Source organism: Wenyingzhuangia sp. 2_MG-2023 (assembly GCF_030548295.1).
In the GTDB taxonomy this organism is placed as follows: domain Bacteria; phylum Bacteroidota; class Bacteroidia; order Flavobacteriales; family Flavobacteriaceae; genus Wenyingzhuangia.
Genome location: NZ_JAUOSB010000024.1, coordinates 1 through 18,506 on the forward strand (window position 1 = coordinate 1; position 18,506 = coordinate 18,506).

An 18,506-nucleotide genomic window follows, 5' to 3' on the forward strand; every position below is an offset into this window, starting at 1 on the left:
ACGGATAAAGGACATGCATACTTAGCATTAGTAACAGATGCTTATTCTAAGCAAATTATGGGATATAAGATAGATAACAATATGAAGACAGAACTCTGCTTAGATGCGCTTAAAATGGCTATTAAAAACAGAAAGTATCCCAAGCAAAAAATCATTCATCACTCGGATAGAGGAATACAATACTGTAATACTACTTACACAAAATTTGCTGAAGATAATGGAATAACAATGAGCATGACAGAACAATATGATCCTTACGAAAATGCAATTGCTGAAAGAATTAACAGAACTTTAAAATATGAATATGGTCTAAAACATATCATAAAAAATCTTAAATTAGCAAAAACGATGACCAAAAAGGCTATCGATATTTATAACAATCTTCGTCCACATTGTAGTCTTGATTTATGCACTCCAAAACACGTGCACTTAAATCAAAATATTAACTACAAATCGTATCGAAGAAATAAAATCAATCTGGAATTATTAACCTTTTAAAACATCAAAAAAGGTCAACCTATTTCAGGACGATACAAAATTCTTGAAAAATAAAATAATGATAGAAATTTTAATATATGGAGAAAATGGAAATTACTTAAAAATCAATACTCAAAAGATTTTTAATTTCCCTGAAACAACATGTCCATTTGGTGGATACGACACAGAAAGTTCAATCGAAATTAAAGCATCAAGTTACAATGTTAAAGGACTAGTTTGGATTTCAACAGGAGATTTATATTTCTTTTATGAAAAATTGAAGCAGTGTTATGAAAATTTAAAAGGGGAAGCTCAATTAAGCTCGTATGAGAATAATTTAGTTTCGGTTTTAACATTTGACAAATTCGGAAAAGCTACTTTAAAAGGAAAATTTATTGAAAAACATCACGAAAATAATTTACTTGAATTTGAAATAATAAGTGACCAATCATATATTAAATCAACAATTTTACAGCTTGAGAAAATGATTGAAATTTACGGAGATAATACTGGAGTCTAAAAAAAATCTACAATCCCTGATTTATTATGAAAATAAAATTACTACAGCCAACACAACCTAAACTTAATACATATTTTTAGTGCTTTCTCAAAGTTTTGTTCTTGTTCACTTTATCTGTATAATTTTTTTTATAAACAAATACACAAACCAAAACCTCCCATTAGCAACTCTAATGGGAGGTTTTTATATACATACAACACTACAAAAATTATAATTTCTCTGTTATTCATAAAAATCAACTAGCACAAAGAATTCTTATATTTACTTTAGATTATAAAACACAACAGATGAAAAGACTTCCTGAAAAAATATATACAGAAGTGGTTAAAAACACTCCTTTGATCTCTATAGATTTAATTATAGAAGATACCATGGGCAATATATTATTAGGCTATCGCTTAAACAACCCTGCAAAACATACTTGGTTTGTTCCTGGGGGTATCATTAGAAAAAATGAAGCATTTGTAGAAGCTTTCCAACGCATTGCAATAGCAGAATTGGGATTTTCTATCAACCTGACAGAAGCTACTTATGTAGGGTTGTATGAACACCTGTATTCCACAAACTTTGCAGATACCGATGATTTTGGAACTCATTATATTGTAAATGCATTTCATATAAAAATAAAACAAAAAAACACAGCTCTACCCAAAGCACAACATTCAGAATATTGGTGGGCTAGTAAAGAAGAACTAGTAGCACATAAAGACGTTCATACAAACACTAAAAACTACTTTAACGGACATGCTCCTTTTAGTAACTATCAATAAAAAAGAATTTTAGCGAAACCCAAATCCATGCAAAACACTTCCGAAATTTATTTGTTACAACTCAAAACATCCATGAATGCGTATGCTCCGCTATCTCTAAAAACTTGGGAGCAAATAGTAGAAATGGCTACGTTTCAATTTCTTAAAAAAGGAGATATTTTAATAAATGCTGGGCAAACTGCTAAAAACATCCATTTTATTTGTGAGGGAATTTTACGCTCTTTTATTACCGATGAACAAGGAAGTTCGTATTCTAAAAATATTTTTCTAGAAAAAAGTTTTGCAGCCACTAAGGTATCGTTGTTACTAAACGCTCCCTCCTATTTTACCATAGAAGCGTTGGAAGATTGTACACTCATCAACCTAAATTTTAAAAAATACAAACAACTCATTGCTCAAAATTCAGACCTGAAAGATTTTTACATTGCTTACATAGAACGCAATTGGATTGTTGAAAAAGAACAAAGAGAAATTTCTTTGGTGATGGAAAATGCGAGTGAACGCTACCAAAAATTATTGAACCAACATCCTAGTATAGACAAACGTGTTTCACAACAACACATTGCTTCTCACTTAGGTATTACACCCACACAGTTAAGCAGAATTAGAAAAGCTCTAAAAAAATAGCAAAATCAACATATGTACATGCAAGGTTTGTTTTATTGGTTCAACTTTGCTGCATGAATCAATACACATTATCTATACTGGCTTTTACAGGAGGCATTTTTTTAGCAGCTCAAGGAGGTTTGAATGCACATTTAGGTGTGCTATTAAAAAATCCTTTATTGGCATCAGTGGTCGCTTTTTTTATTAGTTGTTTGTTTGCGCTTTTATTTGTTTTGGTAAGCGTAAAAAACTATCCAACCACACAGCAACTTCAACAAATTCCTTTCTACTTATGGTTTACAGGAGGACTTTTTAGTGTGCTAGGCATTGGTTTGTATTATTACACCATTCCTAAATTAGGAGTAGCCACCATGATTTCTTTTGGTTTGTGCGGACAAATACTTTTTGCTGTAATTGCAGGTCACTTTGGCTGGTTAAATTTACCCACCGAACCCATTACGGTAAAAAAAATGATAGGTGTATTGGCAATGATTAGTGGAATTTTTATCATCAATTGGAAATGAAAACAACAACAAAAAACAGTACCAAGAACATTCAAAATTTAACTTCTCTGTGGAAAACAGTCGGAAATATTTTTAACGTCTATTCAAAAACATCAGAGTTTGAGTTCTGTGAAATTCAACATTCTGAATGGCCAAATAGAATTTGGGGAGTACCAAACATCACTCAAAATGTTTTAGAAAGCATTCAACAAAAAATAGCCACAACCAACGCAACCATTACCTTGCCTATTTGGAATGAGCTAAATACCAAACAAAAAATACTTTTAGAACACAATGGCTTTGCTTTTATTTTTGAACAGATAGGAATGTCTTTAGTACCCAATCAACCTTTAAAAACAAACGGAAGCATTCTACTAAAACAAGTAACTAATTTGAACGAAGCTGAATTGTGGTCAACCCTATTTAAAGAATCTTTTGGCTATGCAATTAGTACAGAAACCATTGTAAAAACCTGTAAAAGTATTTGTTACTACTTGGCTTATGACAAGAATACAGCCGTAGGAACCGCCATTACACACACCACAAATAAAGTTGTTGGAATCCATTCTGTAGGAATTCCCCCAGCTATGAGAAGAAAAGGGTATGCAGCAGAAATCATGAAATTGTTGATCAACACATCTCTAGAAAACAATGCAGAACTCATCACATTACAAGCTTCCAACATGGGAAAAAACATCTACCTAAAACTAGGTTTTAAAGAAGAGTTTGTTATTAAAAATTATCGATGGATACAACAATCATAAATGGGTTTTCTTAAATAAAATCATCAAAAAAAAGTATAATTACGGCTTTAAATTTTCAAAAACAAAGGAAAAATTTGCACGCACTAACTAAATTTAATCCTTAATTTTAAACTCTCATTCAAACATGCTATACAGTGTATGAGTATCAAAAAAACTACCTTATCTATCCTTTTTAAAGACCTTACATTTACCGATGAAGAGCAGGATTTAATTGCTTCTAAATTTGAACTTCGAAAATTAAAAAAAGGAGAAATTCTATTGCATGCAAACGATGTGGTTTACCATCAATACTATGTTTGTAATGGATGTTTACGAACCTATTCCGTAGACAAAATGGGGAAAGAACACACTTTGCAATTTGCCATTAAAGATTGGTGGATTAGCGATTATACAGCATTTTTCACCAGTACTCAAGCCATTGTGAGTATTGAGTGCATTCAAGAAGCTACCATTTACAAAGTATCTAGAGAAAACATGGAAGTTTTGTTTGATAAAATTCCTAAACTAGAAAGCTTTTTTAGAAGGAAAATGGAAAAAAGTTTTGCCAATTTTCAAAAACGAATCTTGGGCAGTTTGTCCATGTCTGCACAAGAAAGATACAATGCCTTTTTAAACAAATATCCCGATATTGAGCAAAGTGTAAAAAACTATCATATAGCTTCTTACTTAGGAATTACTACCGAAAGTTTGAGTAGAATTAGAAAGAAAATTTCAAAATCTTAATTTATTATCCTACATCAATTTTCACACATAAATCTCCACATACCTTTGCTTCAATTATTAGAAATAAAACCTTAAAATTATGAACAACTTATTTGTAGCTATTGCAGTAGTTATTGGACTTACATCTTGCAACCACAAAACAGAAAAGAAACAAACTAAAGAAACAGCTACCATACAAACAAAACAAGTATTATTTGTATTAACTAGTCATGATAAACTAGGAAATACTGGAGAAAAAACTGGTTTTTGGATTGAAGAATTTGCGGCTCCCTATTATTTATTAAAAGACAAAGGAGTACAAATTACGTTGGCATCTCCAAAAGGTGGGCAACCTCCTATTGACCCTAAAAGTGCTTTGTCAGATTTTGAAACACCAGCTACCATAAGATTTAATGAGGATAAAGAAACTCAAAACATTTTATCAAAAACCGTTAGGTTAGAAAGCGTAAATCAAGCAGATTTTGATGCTGTTTTCTATCCTGGTGGACATGGACCATTGTGGGATTTGTCTGAAGATAAAAACTCTATTGCGTTGATTGAGTCTTTTTACAACAACAACAAACCTGTAGCAGCTGTTTGTCATGCTCCAGCAATTTTTAAACACACCAAAAACACAAACGGAACACCTTTGGTTACAGGAAAAAAAGTTACAGGATTTTCTAACACCGAAGAAGCTGCAGTACAATTAACAGATGTAGTTCCATTTTTGGTAGAAGATATGCTAACAGAAAATGGTGGTGTTTACACCAAAGGTAACGACTGGACTTCTTATGCAATAGAAGATGGATTGTTAATTACAGGACAAAACCCAGCCTCTTCAGAAAAAGTTGCAGAATTATTGTTCAAAAAATTGAACTAAAAACGTCTCTCTATTCTAAATACAATGCTTAGCAAAGGCTGTTTGAAATTTATGTTCAGACAGCCTTTGTTCTGTAAAATAACATTCATTTTTAAGGATGTGTAACAAAACATCAAATAAAATTGTACTTTGCCTTTGTTGTGATTTAAAAAATTACATCTTAAAATCATTTTAAAACACAACCTCTTTCTCTAATAAATTATTGATTTTTCAACTACTTTTCCACATATGAATTTAATATTACCTCTTATACTAATTGTAACTATTTATAGTGTTTGGTCGTTTAGAAAGCAAAAAAAAAAAGCCGTGTGGCAACTTCCTAAAGAACCTTTTTCTCAAGATTGGAAAAACATCCTAATAAAATATGTGAGCTTTTACAAAGCACTTTCTAAAACAGAAAAAACAAGATTTGAATTTAAGATTCAAGAATTTTTACTCAACTGTAGAATTACAGGCATCAGCACCACAGTAGACGATACAGACAAAATTCTTGTTGCTGCCAGTGCTATCATTCCTATTTTTGCTTTTGACGATTGGAAATACACCAACATTAATGAAGTTTTGGTGTACCCAAATAGCTTTAATAAAAATTTTGAAACCGAAGGTCCTGACAGAAATATTCTAGGTTTGGTAGGAAATGGCTATATGGAAGGCAAAATGATTTTGTCCAAACTGGCTCTAAAACGTGGATTTGAAAACGAAACCGATAAAAAAAATACAGCCATTCACGAATTTGTTCATTTGATTGACAAATCTGATGGCACTATTGATGGCATTCCGTCTTTATTGCTAGAAAAACAATACACCATTCCGTGGATTGATCTTATCAATAAAAAAATTAAAGAAATCTACGATGGAACATCTGACATCAATCCTTATGGAGGAACCAACAATGCTGAATTTTTTTCTGTAGCCAGTGAGTATTTTTTTGAACAACCCCAATTGCTACAAAGAAAACACCCTGAATTGTATGAAATTCTAGAAAGTATATTTCATCAAAAAATGTCTTCTAGAAAATTAATGCAAAAGAATACACAAATCCGTAGAAATGCTCCTTGTCCTTGCAATAGTGGAAAAAAATTTAAAAAGTGTTGTGGAAGTTCACATTATGCATAAATCAGTTTTATTCTATAAAATTTAAAATATCCAAACCATGTTTCAAATATGTTTCTGAATTGCTTTTTTTAGAATCATCATTCTATCATTTACAAAAGTACAATTTGTGCTTTTTACAATATAAAAGCCTATAAAACTATTCTATTTTTCTTTGCAATTTCTAAAAATACTTCATCCAATCGCTTTTTGATACTGTAAGATTTTGCTTACTTTTACTACTAATACACAAAACAATTCCCATATGCTTACTTGGAAAGATATAATGAACTTTACCGTTTATGGAAACTTAACTCCAGAAAACAGAGTAGAAAAAACAGAATCTGAATGGAAAGAAATTCTGACACCAATACAATTCAACATCACTCGCTTGTCGGGTACAGAAATGCCACATACAGGAGAATTTTGTTCTAGTCACGAAGCTGGAATTTACAACTGTCTTTGTTGCGGAAGTGAACTGTTTGACTCCACTATTAAATTTGAATCTGGTACCGGATGGCCAAGTTTTACACAGCCTGTAAAAGACAACGCTATCAAATACCTAAACGACGATTCTCGTGGTAGATCTAGAGTAGAAATACAATGCAATGTGTGTGACAGTCATTTGGGACACGTATTTCCTGATGGACCAGAACCAAGTGGTTTGCGTTATTGCGTAAACTCTGAATCTTTAATCAAAAAATAAAATGGCCAAATTAGAACAAGCAACATTAGGAGCAGGATGTTTTTGGTGTGTAGAGGCTTTTTTTAACGAAGTGAAAGGAGTTGTAAAAGCCATTTCTGGTTATAGCGGAGGTAGTGTACCCGGAACCCCAACCTACAAAGAAGTATGTTCTGGTTTGACAGGTCACGCAGAAGTGATTCGCCTAGAATTTGATGCAGAAATTACTTCTTACGAAGAAATTTTATTTCTATTTTTCACCGCTCACAATCCAACCACGCTCAATCAACAAGGTGCAGACAAAGGAACACAATACCGTTCTGTAATTTTTTATCACAACGATTTTCAAAAAACAGTTGCAGAACAGGTGACACAAAATGTACAGCAATATTTTGACGATCCTATTGTTACCGAAATCAGTCCTTTAATCAATTATTTTGATGCCGAAGACTACCATCAAGATTATTACAAACAAAATCCAGAACAGGGATATTGTGCCATGGTTGTAGCTCCTAAATTGAACAAATTGAGAAAACTACACGCAGCACAATTAAAAGAATTTTAATTGTGGAAATAGAACATCAAAAAGAACAAAACAGGTTTATTTTAAACGTGAATGGTGCCATTGCAAAAGTAGACTACGTTCTTAAAAACAATAAAATGTACCTTACCTATTCCGAAGTTCCCAATGCATTACGCGGTCAGGGAATTGGAAAACAATTGGTAGAAAAAACGTTTGAAAAACTAACCGAAGAAGGTTACAAAGCTGTTGCTGTTTGTAGTTATGTAAAATTGATTGCACAACGAAGCGAAAAATGGAAATCCATCATTTCCTAAAAAAGAATACATGAAATTAAATATTCAGAATACCTTTACCAGTGAATTGCCTGCGGATAGCAACCCTAACAACTTTACCCGTCAGGTAGACAATGCTTGTTATTCACTAGCTACTCCCATCAACACCAAAGCACCAAAATTGTTGCATGCAAACAAAGAGGTGGCCAAACAGTTGGGTTTTGAAGAAAAAGATTTAAAAACTCAAGAATTTTTAAATTTAGTAACTGGGAATCAAATATATCCTAACACGGCACCTTATGCCATGTGTTATGGTGGACATCAGTTTGGAAACTGGGCTGGTCAATTAGGTGATGGTAGAGCAATTAATTTATTTCAAGTACAAACAGATGCTTCTTACACTTTACAACTAAAAGGAGCAGGAAAAACACCTTATTCTAGAACTGCAGATGGTTTGGCTGTATTGCGTTCGTCAGTTCGCGAATATTTATGTGCTGAAGCTATGCATCATTTGGGAGTGCCTACTACCCGATCTTTATCTTTGTCTCTTTCTGGAGATCAAGTGTTAAGAGACATGCTTTACAATGGAAATGCTACATACGAACCTGGAGCTATTGTTGCTAGAGTATCCGAAAGTTTTATCCGTTTTGGTAGTTTTCAAATTTTTGCTTCTAGAAATGACAAAGCTACTTTAGGAGCATTGATGAATTACACCATTCGCCATTATTTTCCTCATTTAACAGAAAATGACAAAGACAGTTATGCGCAATTGTTTCAAGAAGTTGTAAATGCTACCGTCAAAATGATTGTGCATTGGCAACGTGTAGGTTTTGTACATGGAGTTATGAACACGGACAACATGTCTATTTTAGGACAAACTATAGATTACGGTCCTTATGGTTGGTTGGACAATTACGATCCTGATTGGACACCCAATACTACAGACAGCCAAAATAGACGTTACCGATATGGACAACAACCCAATATTGGATTGTGGAACTTGTACCAGCTGGCAAATACGTTTTATACATTGACAGAAGATGCAAAACCTTTAGAAGAAGCATTGGCTAGCTACAAAACACAGTTTGAAACACAAAATTTAGAAATGATGTGTGCTAAAATAGGAATTCAACATCCCAACAAACAAGATGCTATTTTGATTCAGTCTTTAGAAACCAATCTAAAACGAGTAGAAACAGACATGACTCTTTTTTTTAGATTGTTAGCTACAGCATCTCAAATAGAAGATTGTTTAGAGGCTTTTTACATTCCTGAAGAATTGAAAGGAGAAACGTTAACAGAATGGCAAGTTTGGTTTGAGCAATACCAACAAAGATTGATACAGGAAAACATTCCTAAAGAAGAGATAATTGAAAAAATGAATGCAGTCAATCCTAAATATGTACTGAGAAACTACATGTCTCAATTGGCTATTGATGCTGCTGAAGAAAGTGATTACAGTTTGATAGATGAATTGTATACTTTGCTACAAAATCCATATGATGAACAACCAGAACTCCAAAAGTGGTTTGCCAAAAGACCTGATTGGGCAAAAAATAAAGTAGGTTGCTCTATGTTGAGTTGTAGTTCATAAAAAAGTTTCTAAATCAGAAAGTATAAAACTGAGCAACAAATTAAAGATCAAAATAAAATTTAATTTAATTTAAAAAATATACTTCCTAACGTTAATTGCTTAAAACCTACATACAACTGAACTGTTCTTTCTTTTTTGCATGGTGATTTTATCCTCACATAGAAACCATCTCCATTTATTTTGGTAGGAAAACATGAGTACTAATTTAATTTTGAAAGGAATAGTTCCTGCTACACACCTCAACTCTTTTAAAAACAATTCAGAAAAAAACTCTCAAAACCATTCATTACGCAAGTATTGTCGTTTATCACCTTAAATTCCTCAACAAAACAGTAGTTGTACTAATACAAATTAATTATTTTGTAGAACAAATATTGAACCTAAATTAAAAACACTTTTAAATCAATCTTAAGAACCACATCTAAAAACAAACCAAACCAATCAAATACAGATAGTTAACAACAAAAAAACACCTAGTAATCATATGTGTCTTATATATAACGATACGTTGTTCATAAACACATCTCTTTCTGACTATTTTTATGGTATTCACTAATTAATTCACAAAAAATTAACCAAAAACCATTTAAAAATGAAGAAAATTAACTCTTTTATCAAATGCACCATTGCAACAATTGTCTTAGCACTTACTTTCTCTAACGCATCTGCACAAGACAAAGTTGCTTTTGTTGAAAAAGTAACTAGCGTTCCAAGTCAAAAAGCTTTGACTTTTGAAATAAGCTATAACGCAGAAAAGGATAGAGAAATCAATTTAGAATTAAAGAATGTCTCTACAAACAAATGGGTTGCAGGACAGCTTAAAAAAGTAAAAAAAGGAGAAGGAACAATTTCAATGACTATCAAATCTAAAAAGGGTTTTGAAAAAAGTAGTGATTATGTTTTAACTGTTTCAATAAGACCAAAAGGTTCTACATGGAAAGAAACGATCAATAAGCAAGCTATAAAACCTTTTACAATTGGTTCTGGTGTAAAAACTTTAGACGATAGTGTTTCTTTTGTAAACCAACCAAATTCTATCAACGGAGGAAAATCTGTTTCTTTTGAAGTTGAATATTCTGCTAAAGAAAATAGAGAAATTAATATTGAAATTAAAGATCCTAAAACAAACAAATGGATTGCAGGATCTACTAAAAAAGTAGAAAAAGGTACAGGTACAGTTAAAATAACAGCTTGGAGTAAAGATGGAATTCCACAAGGAGAAGGAAAACAAATTATATTGTCTATAAGACCTGTTGGAAGTACTTGGAAAGAAATCATTAACAAAGAAGTGGTAAAGCCAGTAAGCATAAAATAATCGTTTGATTTATTTTTTATAAAAAGAGTTGATTTTCTATTGAGAATCAGCTCTTTTTTTGTGTTCAATTTGATAAATTTGGTGTATGACAAAAATCGGCTTAGGTCTTGCTGCTTTGGGAAGACCAGAATACATCAATTTTAAAGAAGATTCACAAATAGATAAAAGTGAAATTGCTTTCAAACAAAATGCATTGGCTATGCTACAAACAGCCTACAACCTTGGTATTCGTTATTTTGATACTGCTCCGTCTTACGGAAAAGGGGAAGCATTTTTAAAAGAATGGCAAGATTCTACTCAATACAAAGACACTCAATTAGCTACCAAATGGGGATATACTTATGTTGCCAATTGGAAATTAGGATACAAAGGTGCCCACGAAATAAAGGAACATAGTATTGAAAAACTGTTAGAACAATGGGAAACATCCGAAGAAATGTTACCTGCACTAAAAGTCTATCAAATTCATTCTGCTACCTTAGAAAGTGGAGTATTGGAAAACAGCAAAGTATTAAAAAAACTAGCTCAAATTAAACAAGAAACTGGCTTGTCTATTGGTTTGACAACAAGCGGTCCTAACCAAAGCACTATTTTACAAGAAGCTTCGGAAATTAAAATCAATCAACAATATTTATTTGATGTTTTTCAAGTTACGTACAATGTATTGGAACAAAGTACTTTTGAAACTTTGACAAATTTAATTCAATTGGGTAAAAAAATTGTCATCAAAGAAGGGGTTGCTAATGGAGTTATTTTTAAAAACTGTCCTCCTCTTCTGAATGATTTAGCAGACAAATACAATGTAGGTATTGATGCCATTGCGCTTAGATTTATCATAGATACTTTACAGCCGTTTGTAGTACTAAGTGGAGCTTTTTCTAAAGATCAACTGACAGACAATTTAAAAGCCTTACAACTAGAACTAACACCCAACGAAATTATTTCTTTAAAAACATTAGGTACAAAACCTGAAAATTATTGGGCCAACCGAAAATCTTTAGCTTGGAACTAAACTATATTTTAAAGACTTCTTACCAATCTCATGAAAAAAAAAGATTTAATAAGTAGAGACATAGATGTCTTTTACACCAAAGCCTCTGAAGAAACCCGACTAGAAAAAGGAATGGGAATTTTTGAGTTTGAACGCATCAAAGAACTTATTCTAAAATATATTGCTAAACCCAATGCTAAAATCATTGATGTAGGTGGCGGTACTGGTAAATATTCCGAATGGCTAGCCAAACAAGGTCATGAAGTATACATGGTAGAGCCTGTAGAAAAACACTTAAAAATTGCTCAAAAAAGAGCAGACAAACTAAAAAATAAATTTGCAGTTATAGCAGGCGAAGCACAACATTTAGATTTTAAAAACAATTTTGCTGACTTGGTAATCATACACGGTCCTCTTTATCATTTGCAAAAAAAAGAAGATCGTTTGGAGGCTATTGCAGAAGCCAAAAGAGTCTTAAAGAAAGATGGAATTATTTTAGGTTTTGCCATCAATCACGCAGCTTCTACAATTGTAGGTTTGCTTCAGGGATTGATTCATAAAAAACCTTTTTTTGATATGTGTAAAGAAGAACTAACTACTGGAATTCATTTGCCACCTAATGAATATCCGTGGTTGTTGGCAGAAGCATATTATCACAAACCGACTGAATTAAAACAAGAATTTTTAAGTCAAGATCTACAATTGATAAATCTAGTTGCTGTAGAAGGAATTACTTGGTTAGACAAAGATTATTTTGCAAATATGTTGCACAAAAAAAATCAAAAAAACTTGGCAGAACTCACTAAAATCACTGAGAACAACGAAGAATTATTAGCCTTTAGCCCACACATGATGTTGGTGGCAAAAAAATAGATGGAAGCCCGTCTCCATAAATTACGCTTTAAATACTAAGTAAAAACAATTTTTTTTTGATCTCTATTTGGAAAAAATAAAACTTCTAAATATAAAAAAACTGTCTAAAAAAGAAATCTTTAGACAGTTTTCAAAAAAATACTGAATGAAACCATTACTTATTTGAATTTTATTATTCATTCTTTTTCCAAATTTCTTTTGGATAATGATTTGCAACAAATTCATCATAAGCATCCATACTCGCAAGCATGTTTTTGTAATCAACTAAAGTTGTAACCTCTGTCTCTTTAGGCACTTCTGTTGTTTGCTCTAATGCTACTTTTTCTTTCTGATTAGAGATCTCATTATTTTTTTCATTTCCTCTTGTATTTACCGAATTACAAACTAGACAAACACTAGAGCTAATCTCACTGACGACTGTGGTAAACCCACAAGATTGGCAAACATATCTTTCCACATTCATCTCATGAAAATACGCTTCAAAAAAAGCTTTTCTTTTTTTAATTCTTTCCATTTTTTTGTTTTAAAATTAAAAAATCCCATGCTAACTATATTAATATTAAGACTACATATGTTAATTTCCTAATATTTTTAAGTCTTATTTTTGAAAATAGACACAAATCAACCCTTGTACGGATAATTATCAACTACACAAATTATCGATTTATATTCCTAAACCCAAAAAAGAACTCTTAAATTTTAATAAATCAACACATTACAAAACAATCTTATTTTTAACAAGATTACAGTCTCGCTACGCAGCCAATCTGCATAGTTTCATTTTTTATTGGATTATAAATAAAAAGAATATTGGAAAGTCCAAATTGTTAGTATCAAACGTTAAAAAAACAAAAGCTTAATTACAAACAATGTTACTATTCCATTAACACACCACAGGACAAAAGTTCTATTTATAGAAATTTTATTTGAAATAAAAATAAAACTTAAAAACAGCAAAACAATTAACAATTGAGCAATTTCAATCCCAACATTAAAACCAAAAAGAGGAACTAATATTGAATCCTCTTCAAAAAGCATCATTCTTAAATAATTAGAAAAACCTAAACCATGAATCAAGCCAAAAACCAATAAAACCCCGTAAGTAAAAAGACTAGATTGTTGTTGTTTTGTTTTTAAAAACAAACATTTAAAATTGTAAAGACAAGAAATCATAATGGTAATAGGAATCAACGTTTCTACCAAACCGGAATTTATGCGAACAATATTAAACCCCGAAAGAACAAGTGTTATGCAATGACCAACTGTAAAAACCGTAACAACTCCTAATAACTTTCTCCAGTCTTTAAACGTGTAAAACAAACTAAAAGAGATAATAAAACACAAATGATCTAGACCGTTGATGTCTAAAATATGAGAAATCCCTTGATTTGTATAAAACAGAAAATCATTCATAAAAGTCTCTTTTTTTTTGCCTCAAATTAAATCGATTTTCTTTTCCGTTGTATTTGAGATGATTTACTTGATTAGAAAACACCTCAAAAAACAAGGTGTTGTACAATTCAAATGATTTTTTTTCATCAAACCTTTTTTCTGATTTACAAGTTACAATCAACACCTTATGGTCTTCATCAAATGATGTTTCTATTATTTTAAACTCTATTTTTTCATCCTTTTGACGTACGTATAGGTTTGAGTTTAAATACCTCTGTAAACATTGTATTCCATTGGTTTCTTTGGACGAAAAATCGACATTTACCAAGCGATATTTGTTTTTTATTTGCTCCGTAAGATCGTCTAAAAAAAACTTGGTTGTAATTTCAGCATGATGATCTTCTGTTAGTATCATTTTACTAAAAGTCATTTTTAAAGGATGATATGCTGCCTGTGTACTGACTCCAGAAATAACTAAGAGCAGTGCTATTACTATTTTTAAAAACAATTTCATTGTATACTTTTTTAATAAAGAACCTCTCTTTTAAATAGTTAAAAGAGAGGTTCTAAAATTATGTGTATTTCAGTGCTACTTTAACAAAAGTTTTAATGTAGTTACTGTTCCCTCTGTATAAACATTTACAACGTACATACCTCTATCCATAGATTTTAAATAAATAGTTGTTGTTGTTTGGTTGATTTGTTTTTGTGTTTTTACCAACTGCCCATTCATGTTATACACTTCTACCTTTTCAATTTCTGAAGCAGCTTTTACATAAGCAATCCCTAATGATGGATTTGGATAAATAACTATTTTATTATCATCAGATTTAATTTCTTTTACACCTAAAGTATCTTCTATTTTAAAATAAAATCTATCAGAAATTTCATTGTATCCATCATTTTCAAACAGCGCTAAGTAATAATCCCCTTCTGAATTTACCCCAGCCAAAGTAACACTTCCCGTAACTAAATTACTACCATCTACGTATTTCCAAGTCGTAGAATTTACGTCTCCAGGAGTTTGTCCTTCTGCATAAACACCTATCCAGTCTTTAGAATTTCCAGGCCCATTGCTGTAATTCACCACCAAAGCATCACCAGAAACTACACTGGTAACATTCATGGTAGCGGTAGGTTTTACATTTTCTATAAAACTAACACGATTTGAAATTTCTTCTCCCGTTGTCTGGTCTATAACTACTGCAAAATAAGTCCCTCCTGTTTTTGGCAATACATTCTCATCACCCAAAGCCCCCTCAGCACCATTTATCACAACATCTCCGTTTACAAGATCTTTCAAACTTATATACGTTACAAATGCATCTGTTGCAGGGTTGTTTCCATTTTCAAACACAGCTAAATAATCTTCATTATCACCAGAACCATCTGCAATGGTAAATGTTAAAGCTTCTCCAATAAAATTGTCAGATTGTAAAATACTTATAGTAACTACTTTATTTCCAACTTGGAACTTTGTTCGGTTTCCAACTTCATTGTAAGAGCTTTCTGTGTGATAAACTGCATAATACAACCCTTCTTCAAACTTTCCAAAATTGAACGTTTTAAGATCACTTACAACTTCCATTTTTGCTAACAACTTGTTAGAACTTGGTTCATCTCCATTGGCATAAATACCAATCCAATCTTGTACATCAGACAAACCTCCATCAGTTAGCGTTACCACCACATCATCTTCTTCTGAAAAAACTTCTTTTGTTGGTTCTAATATTGGAGTTCCTCTTACTACAAAAGAAACTCTATCTCCTAGTTCATTGTATCCATCATTTTCAAAAATACCAGCAAAATATTCTCCACCGTTAGACAATTCAAAAGTTCTCAATCCATTTGCTTCTCCATCAATGTACTGGTACTTCTGAGAGGTAACACTTCTAGGGTTTTGTCCATTTTTATAGATTCCAATCCAATCTTTTGTATTACCTGGTGCATTTACAAAATTGATATCAAAATTCTCTCCTTCATTTACAATCTTACGATCCATGTAAATAGCAGCACTCTTTGTAATGGTAATAGGAATTGCATTTGAAACCTGCGTGTAACTATCGTTGGTAAACATTGCCAAGTAATAAGAACCTTCTAACGGCAATTGATTTGCCCCACCATGACTAAAATCTTTTCCTGTAATGGTTGTGGTTCCTGTTGTCAATCCTCCAAAATACTTGTAAGTCCATAAATTATCTGTTCCGGCAGGTTTTCCATCATTTACAATAACTCCAATGTAATCTTTTTCAATACCAGGACCATCTTTAAAAGCAATTGTAATAGGTTCTCCTTCAGAAAACGTGGTTTTAGACGTTGTTAATTCTGCAATTTGCTCACCTACTTGAAAAGCAATTTGCTCTCCTGCCGTTAAATCACTTCCTTTTACATGGTAAACTGCAAAATAATAAGCATTTGAAAGTCCACTAAATGTTAAATTCTGTGTACTTGTATCAACATTCAAACGTTTCACTTCGTTACCATCTCCTATTTCACTTCCCATCTTGTAAATCCCAACCCAATCGTTATCATTGTTTGGATGGTTGGTAAAACTAATTGTTACATCTTCTCCTTCGTTATATTTTGTTTTATCCGATGTCAATTCTGGAATTTTTCCAACCCAAAAAGTAACACGTTTTACAATTTCTTCATATCCATCATTGATGAAAAAGGATGCATAATAAATTCCGCTTTCAGACAATTTAAATGTTTTTACTCCACTTACACTTCCATTAACATATTGGTAAGCTGTAGACCCATTGGTTCCTGGCTCATTTCCTTCTTTGTAAACTCCAATCCAATCTTTGCTACCTCCTTTTCCATTGATAAACGTTATATCAATGTTTTCATTGGTTTCAAAAGAAGATTTCTCCAAATAAATTAATGGAGTACCATCCGTACTTCCTTCTACAGTAAAAGAAATTGCATCAGACCAAGGACTCCAACCTAAATTGGCATCTCTATGTCTTACACGGGTATAATAGGTTCCATTGCTTAAAAAATATTCTGGAATGGTGTAATTTAAAATTCCATTACCTAAACCAATATTCACAGTTGCATCTGTAGTAACACCGGGACCATAATAATTATCTACATGTCTAAAAGAATCTATATCGATAATTGAAAAATCACTTGTAGAAGCTACTTGAAACTGCGTAGAATTTAAAACCTCTGACGTTGATGTTTGGTATTCTGAACTATTTAACGTGTAAGGTAAGTTGATTGTGCCTACAATAGGATTGGTAATTTCTGGTTTTTCAGGAGTTGCTACTTCTCTTTTGTAAGTAAACTCATCTAACAATTCATTGTCTTTAGATGTTGTCAAGCTACCAATAGTGTACGACTTTACGTTCATTTCATTTGTAACATTGTTGATTTCTATAAATTGATAAGCAAAATCTGACCATGTACCTTGTGTTTCCTCTCTATCATCTTCATTACTACTGTCTCCCCAATATTGAGGCCATGCAGTACCACCTGAAATGATATGGTAACTATTGTGATTTTTAAACTGTCCACGAGCATACAAATGGTGATGTCCTGCCATGTGCAACACATATTTATCTGTAGTATGTAATTTTGGCAATGCACTGTTTGCAAACCAAGATGAATAATCGTTTGAATATTGTTCTGCTTCATAAGGACGATGACCAATAGAAATAATCCATTTTACCTTGTCATCTGTCTTAGCATAATTTACAACACTCTGCAACCAATTTTCCTGTGTTGTATTGGTCAATTCAGAATCTACAACCAAAAACAAGACATTTGCCATCTGATACGCATAATAACGTTCTGTTCCAGAATTGATTCCTCCATAAGACCAATCGTCGTCTAAAATAAAGTGATCATAATACGCTTGCATAGCACCATTTTGATACGATCCACCATAAGTTTCATGATTACCAACCGCAGTAATTAAAGGTAAATCTGGAGTAATTGGGCTTGTTTTTTGGAAGTGAATTTCTTCATAATGTTGAAGTTTCCCCAAATCTACTTGATCTCCATCATTCATAATCAAGTTAAAATTATCTGCCAAAGGCGTTCCATACAAAGCTTCTGCTTTTGCTTTTGCAGCCAAAACCAATTCGTTGTATTTGTAGTAAGGAGCTCCATCGTAATTTAATATTTGATGATCACCTAAAGCAATAAATCGCAAAACACCACTATCATCTCCCAATGCTGGAGGTGTTTTAAAGTAATGAATTTCAGAAGTGTCTGTTTCTCCACTACTTGCCTTGTAGTAGTAACCTGTATCAGGACTTAAACCTTCTAATTTTACTGTATGGTAGTGGTAAGGTGTTGAGTAATCCGAATCTTTGGGCTCTAAATCTTCGGTAACTCCCAAAGCTTTCTGAGCTAAGTTTGTAGACTCTGTTCCGTAAACAACTTCAGGATTATTTCCGTTGTCCGTTTTCCAATTCACATAAATAGAATTGGGTTTTGCAGCCTGTAAATAGGGCTTAATTGTTTGCGCACAGCCTATACCTATAAAAAGTAAAAAGGCAGCACAAAAAAGTACTAGTTTCTTCATGAATGGGTGGGTTTAG

20 protein-coding genes are annotated in these 18,506 nt (G+C 32.3%); 16 read left to right on the forward strand and 4 right to left on the reverse strand.

Features of this window, described 5'->3' with window-relative positions; genetic code table 11:
- The 16 genes from Q4548_RS15235 to Q4548_RS15310 form a co-directional block, all read left to right on the forward strand.
- Nucleotides 1-498: DDE-type integrase/transposase/recombinase (locus Q4548_RS15235; protein WP_303456448.1), on the forward strand; the 498-nt coding region annotated here is incomplete at its 5' end.
- A 58-nt stretch (nt 499-556) separates the two neighbouring features.
- On the forward strand, nt 557-997 hold the full coding sequence (locus tag Q4548_RS15240; protein WP_303456451.1) for a hypothetical protein: 441 nt from the start codon (nt 557-559) through the stop codon (nt 995-997).
- 287 nt (nt 998-1,284) lie between these two features.
- Complete coding sequence (locus Q4548_RS15245; RefSeq protein WP_303456453.1) at nt 1,285-1,767, forward strand: GDP-mannose mannosyl hydrolase; 483 nt, start codon at nt 1,285-1,287, stop codon at nt 1,765-1,767.
- A 27-nt stretch (nt 1,768-1,794) separates the two neighbouring features.
- A complete protein-coding gene (locus Q4548_RS15250) occupies nt 1,795-2,394 on the forward strand; it encodes a Crp/Fnr family transcriptional regulator (protein ID WP_303456456.1) in 600 nt (199 codons plus the stop codon).
- Between the two features lie 53 nt (nt 2,395-2,447).
- A complete protein-coding gene (locus Q4548_RS15255; RefSeq protein WP_303456459.1) occupies nt 2,448-2,897 on the forward strand; it encodes a DMT family transporter in 450 nt (149 codons plus the stop codon).
- Complete coding sequence (locus tag Q4548_RS15260) at nt 2,894-3,640, forward strand: GNAT family N-acetyltransferase (RefSeq protein ID WP_303456462.1); 747 nt, start codon at nt 2,894-2,896, stop codon at nt 3,638-3,640. Before Q4548_RS15255 ends, Q4548_RS15260 begins: the two co-directional genes overlap by 4 nt.
- Before the next feature lie 138 nt (nt 3,641-3,778).
- Nucleotides 3,779-4,363: a Crp/Fnr family transcriptional regulator gene (locus tag Q4548_RS15265; protein WP_303456465.1), complete on the forward strand. Its 585-nt coding sequence runs from the start codon at nt 3,779-3,781 to the stop codon at nt 4,361-4,363.
- Between the two features lie 79 nt (nt 4,364-4,442).
- The gene (locus tag Q4548_RS15270; RefSeq protein WP_303456467.1) at nt 4,443-5,222 is read left to right on the forward strand and encodes a type 1 glutamine amidotransferase domain-containing protein; all 780 of its coding nucleotides are present in this window, start codon (nt 4,443-4,445) and stop codon (nt 5,220-5,222) included.
- 228 nt (nt 5,223-5,450) lie between these two features.
- Nucleotides 5,451-6,338 carry a zinc-dependent peptidase gene (locus tag Q4548_RS15275; protein WP_303456470.1) on the forward strand — a complete coding sequence of 296 codons (888 nt, stop codon included), beginning with the start codon at nt 5,451-5,453 and terminating at the stop codon, nt 6,336-6,338.
- A 241-nt stretch (nt 6,339-6,579) separates the two neighbouring features.
- Nucleotides 6,580-7,020: a peptide-methionine (R)-S-oxide reductase MsrB gene (gene msrB / locus Q4548_RS15280; RefSeq protein WP_303456474.1), complete on the forward strand. Its 441-nt coding sequence runs from the start codon at nt 6,580-6,582 to the stop codon at nt 7,018-7,020.
- A gap of 1 nt (nt 7,021) precedes the next feature.
- Entirely contained in the window at nt 7,022-7,561 is a 540-nt protein-coding gene (msrA, locus tag Q4548_RS15285) for a peptide-methionine (S)-S-oxide reductase MsrA (protein ID WP_303456477.1), read from the forward strand.
- A gap of 2 nt (nt 7,562-7,563) precedes the next feature.
- The gene (locus Q4548_RS15290) at nt 7,564-7,833 is read left to right on the forward strand and encodes a GNAT family N-acetyltransferase (RefSeq protein WP_303456480.1); all 270 of its coding nucleotides are present in this window, start codon (nt 7,564-7,566) and stop codon (nt 7,831-7,833) included.
- A 10-nt stretch (nt 7,834-7,843) separates the two neighbouring features.
- Nucleotides 7,844-9,385: a YdiU family protein gene (locus Q4548_RS15295; protein WP_303456483.1), complete on the forward strand. Its 1,542-nt coding sequence runs from the start codon at nt 7,844-7,846 to the stop codon at nt 9,383-9,385.
- Between the two features lie 592 nt (nt 9,386-9,977).
- Complete coding sequence (locus Q4548_RS15300; protein WP_303456486.1) at nt 9,978-10,700, forward strand: hypothetical protein; 723 nt, start codon at nt 9,978-9,980, stop codon at nt 10,698-10,700.
- An 85-nt stretch (nt 10,701-10,785) separates the two neighbouring features.
- On the forward strand, nt 10,786-11,712 hold the full coding sequence (locus Q4548_RS15305) for an aldo/keto reductase (protein ID WP_303456489.1): 927 nt from the start codon (nt 10,786-10,788) through the stop codon (nt 11,710-11,712).
- Nucleotides 11,713-11,742: 30 nt separating this feature from the next.
- Nucleotides 11,743-12,564, forward strand: a complete 822-nt coding sequence (locus Q4548_RS15310) for a class I SAM-dependent methyltransferase (protein ID WP_303456491.1) — start codon at nt 11,743-11,745, stop codon at nt 12,562-12,564.
- A gap of 172 nt (nt 12,565-12,736) precedes the next feature.
- On the opposite strand, the gene Q4548_RS15315 is transcribed toward Q4548_RS15310, so the two are convergent.
- The 4 genes from Q4548_RS15315 to Q4548_RS15330 all read right to left on the reverse strand — a co-directional run bounded on the left by Q4548_RS15315 (nt 12,737) and on the right by Q4548_RS15330 (nt 18,490).
- Nucleotides 12,737-13,078, reverse strand: a complete 342-nt coding sequence (locus Q4548_RS15315) for a hypothetical protein (protein WP_303456493.1) — start codon at nt 13,076-13,078, stop codon at nt 12,737-12,739.
- Nucleotides 13,079-13,404: 326 nt separating this feature from the next.
- Nucleotides 13,405-13,977 carry a HupE/UreJ family protein gene (locus Q4548_RS15320; protein WP_303456496.1) on the reverse strand — a complete coding sequence of 191 codons (573 nt, stop codon included), beginning with the start codon at nt 13,975-13,977 and terminating at the stop codon, nt 13,405-13,407.
- Nucleotides 13,970-14,470 carry a DUF6702 family protein gene (locus Q4548_RS15325; protein ID WP_303456499.1) on the reverse strand — a complete coding sequence of 167 codons (501 nt, stop codon included), beginning with the start codon at nt 14,468-14,470 and terminating at the stop codon, nt 13,970-13,972. The genes Q4548_RS15320 and Q4548_RS15325 overlap by 8 nt, the downstream gene beginning before the upstream one ends.
- Nucleotides 14,471-14,545: 75 nt before the next feature.
- On the reverse strand, nt 14,546-18,490 hold the full coding sequence (locus tag Q4548_RS15330) for a fibronectin type III domain-containing protein (RefSeq protein ID WP_303456503.1): 3,945 nt from the start codon (nt 18,488-18,490) through the stop codon (nt 14,546-14,548).
- Nucleotides 18,491-18,506: the final 16 nt, after the last annotated feature.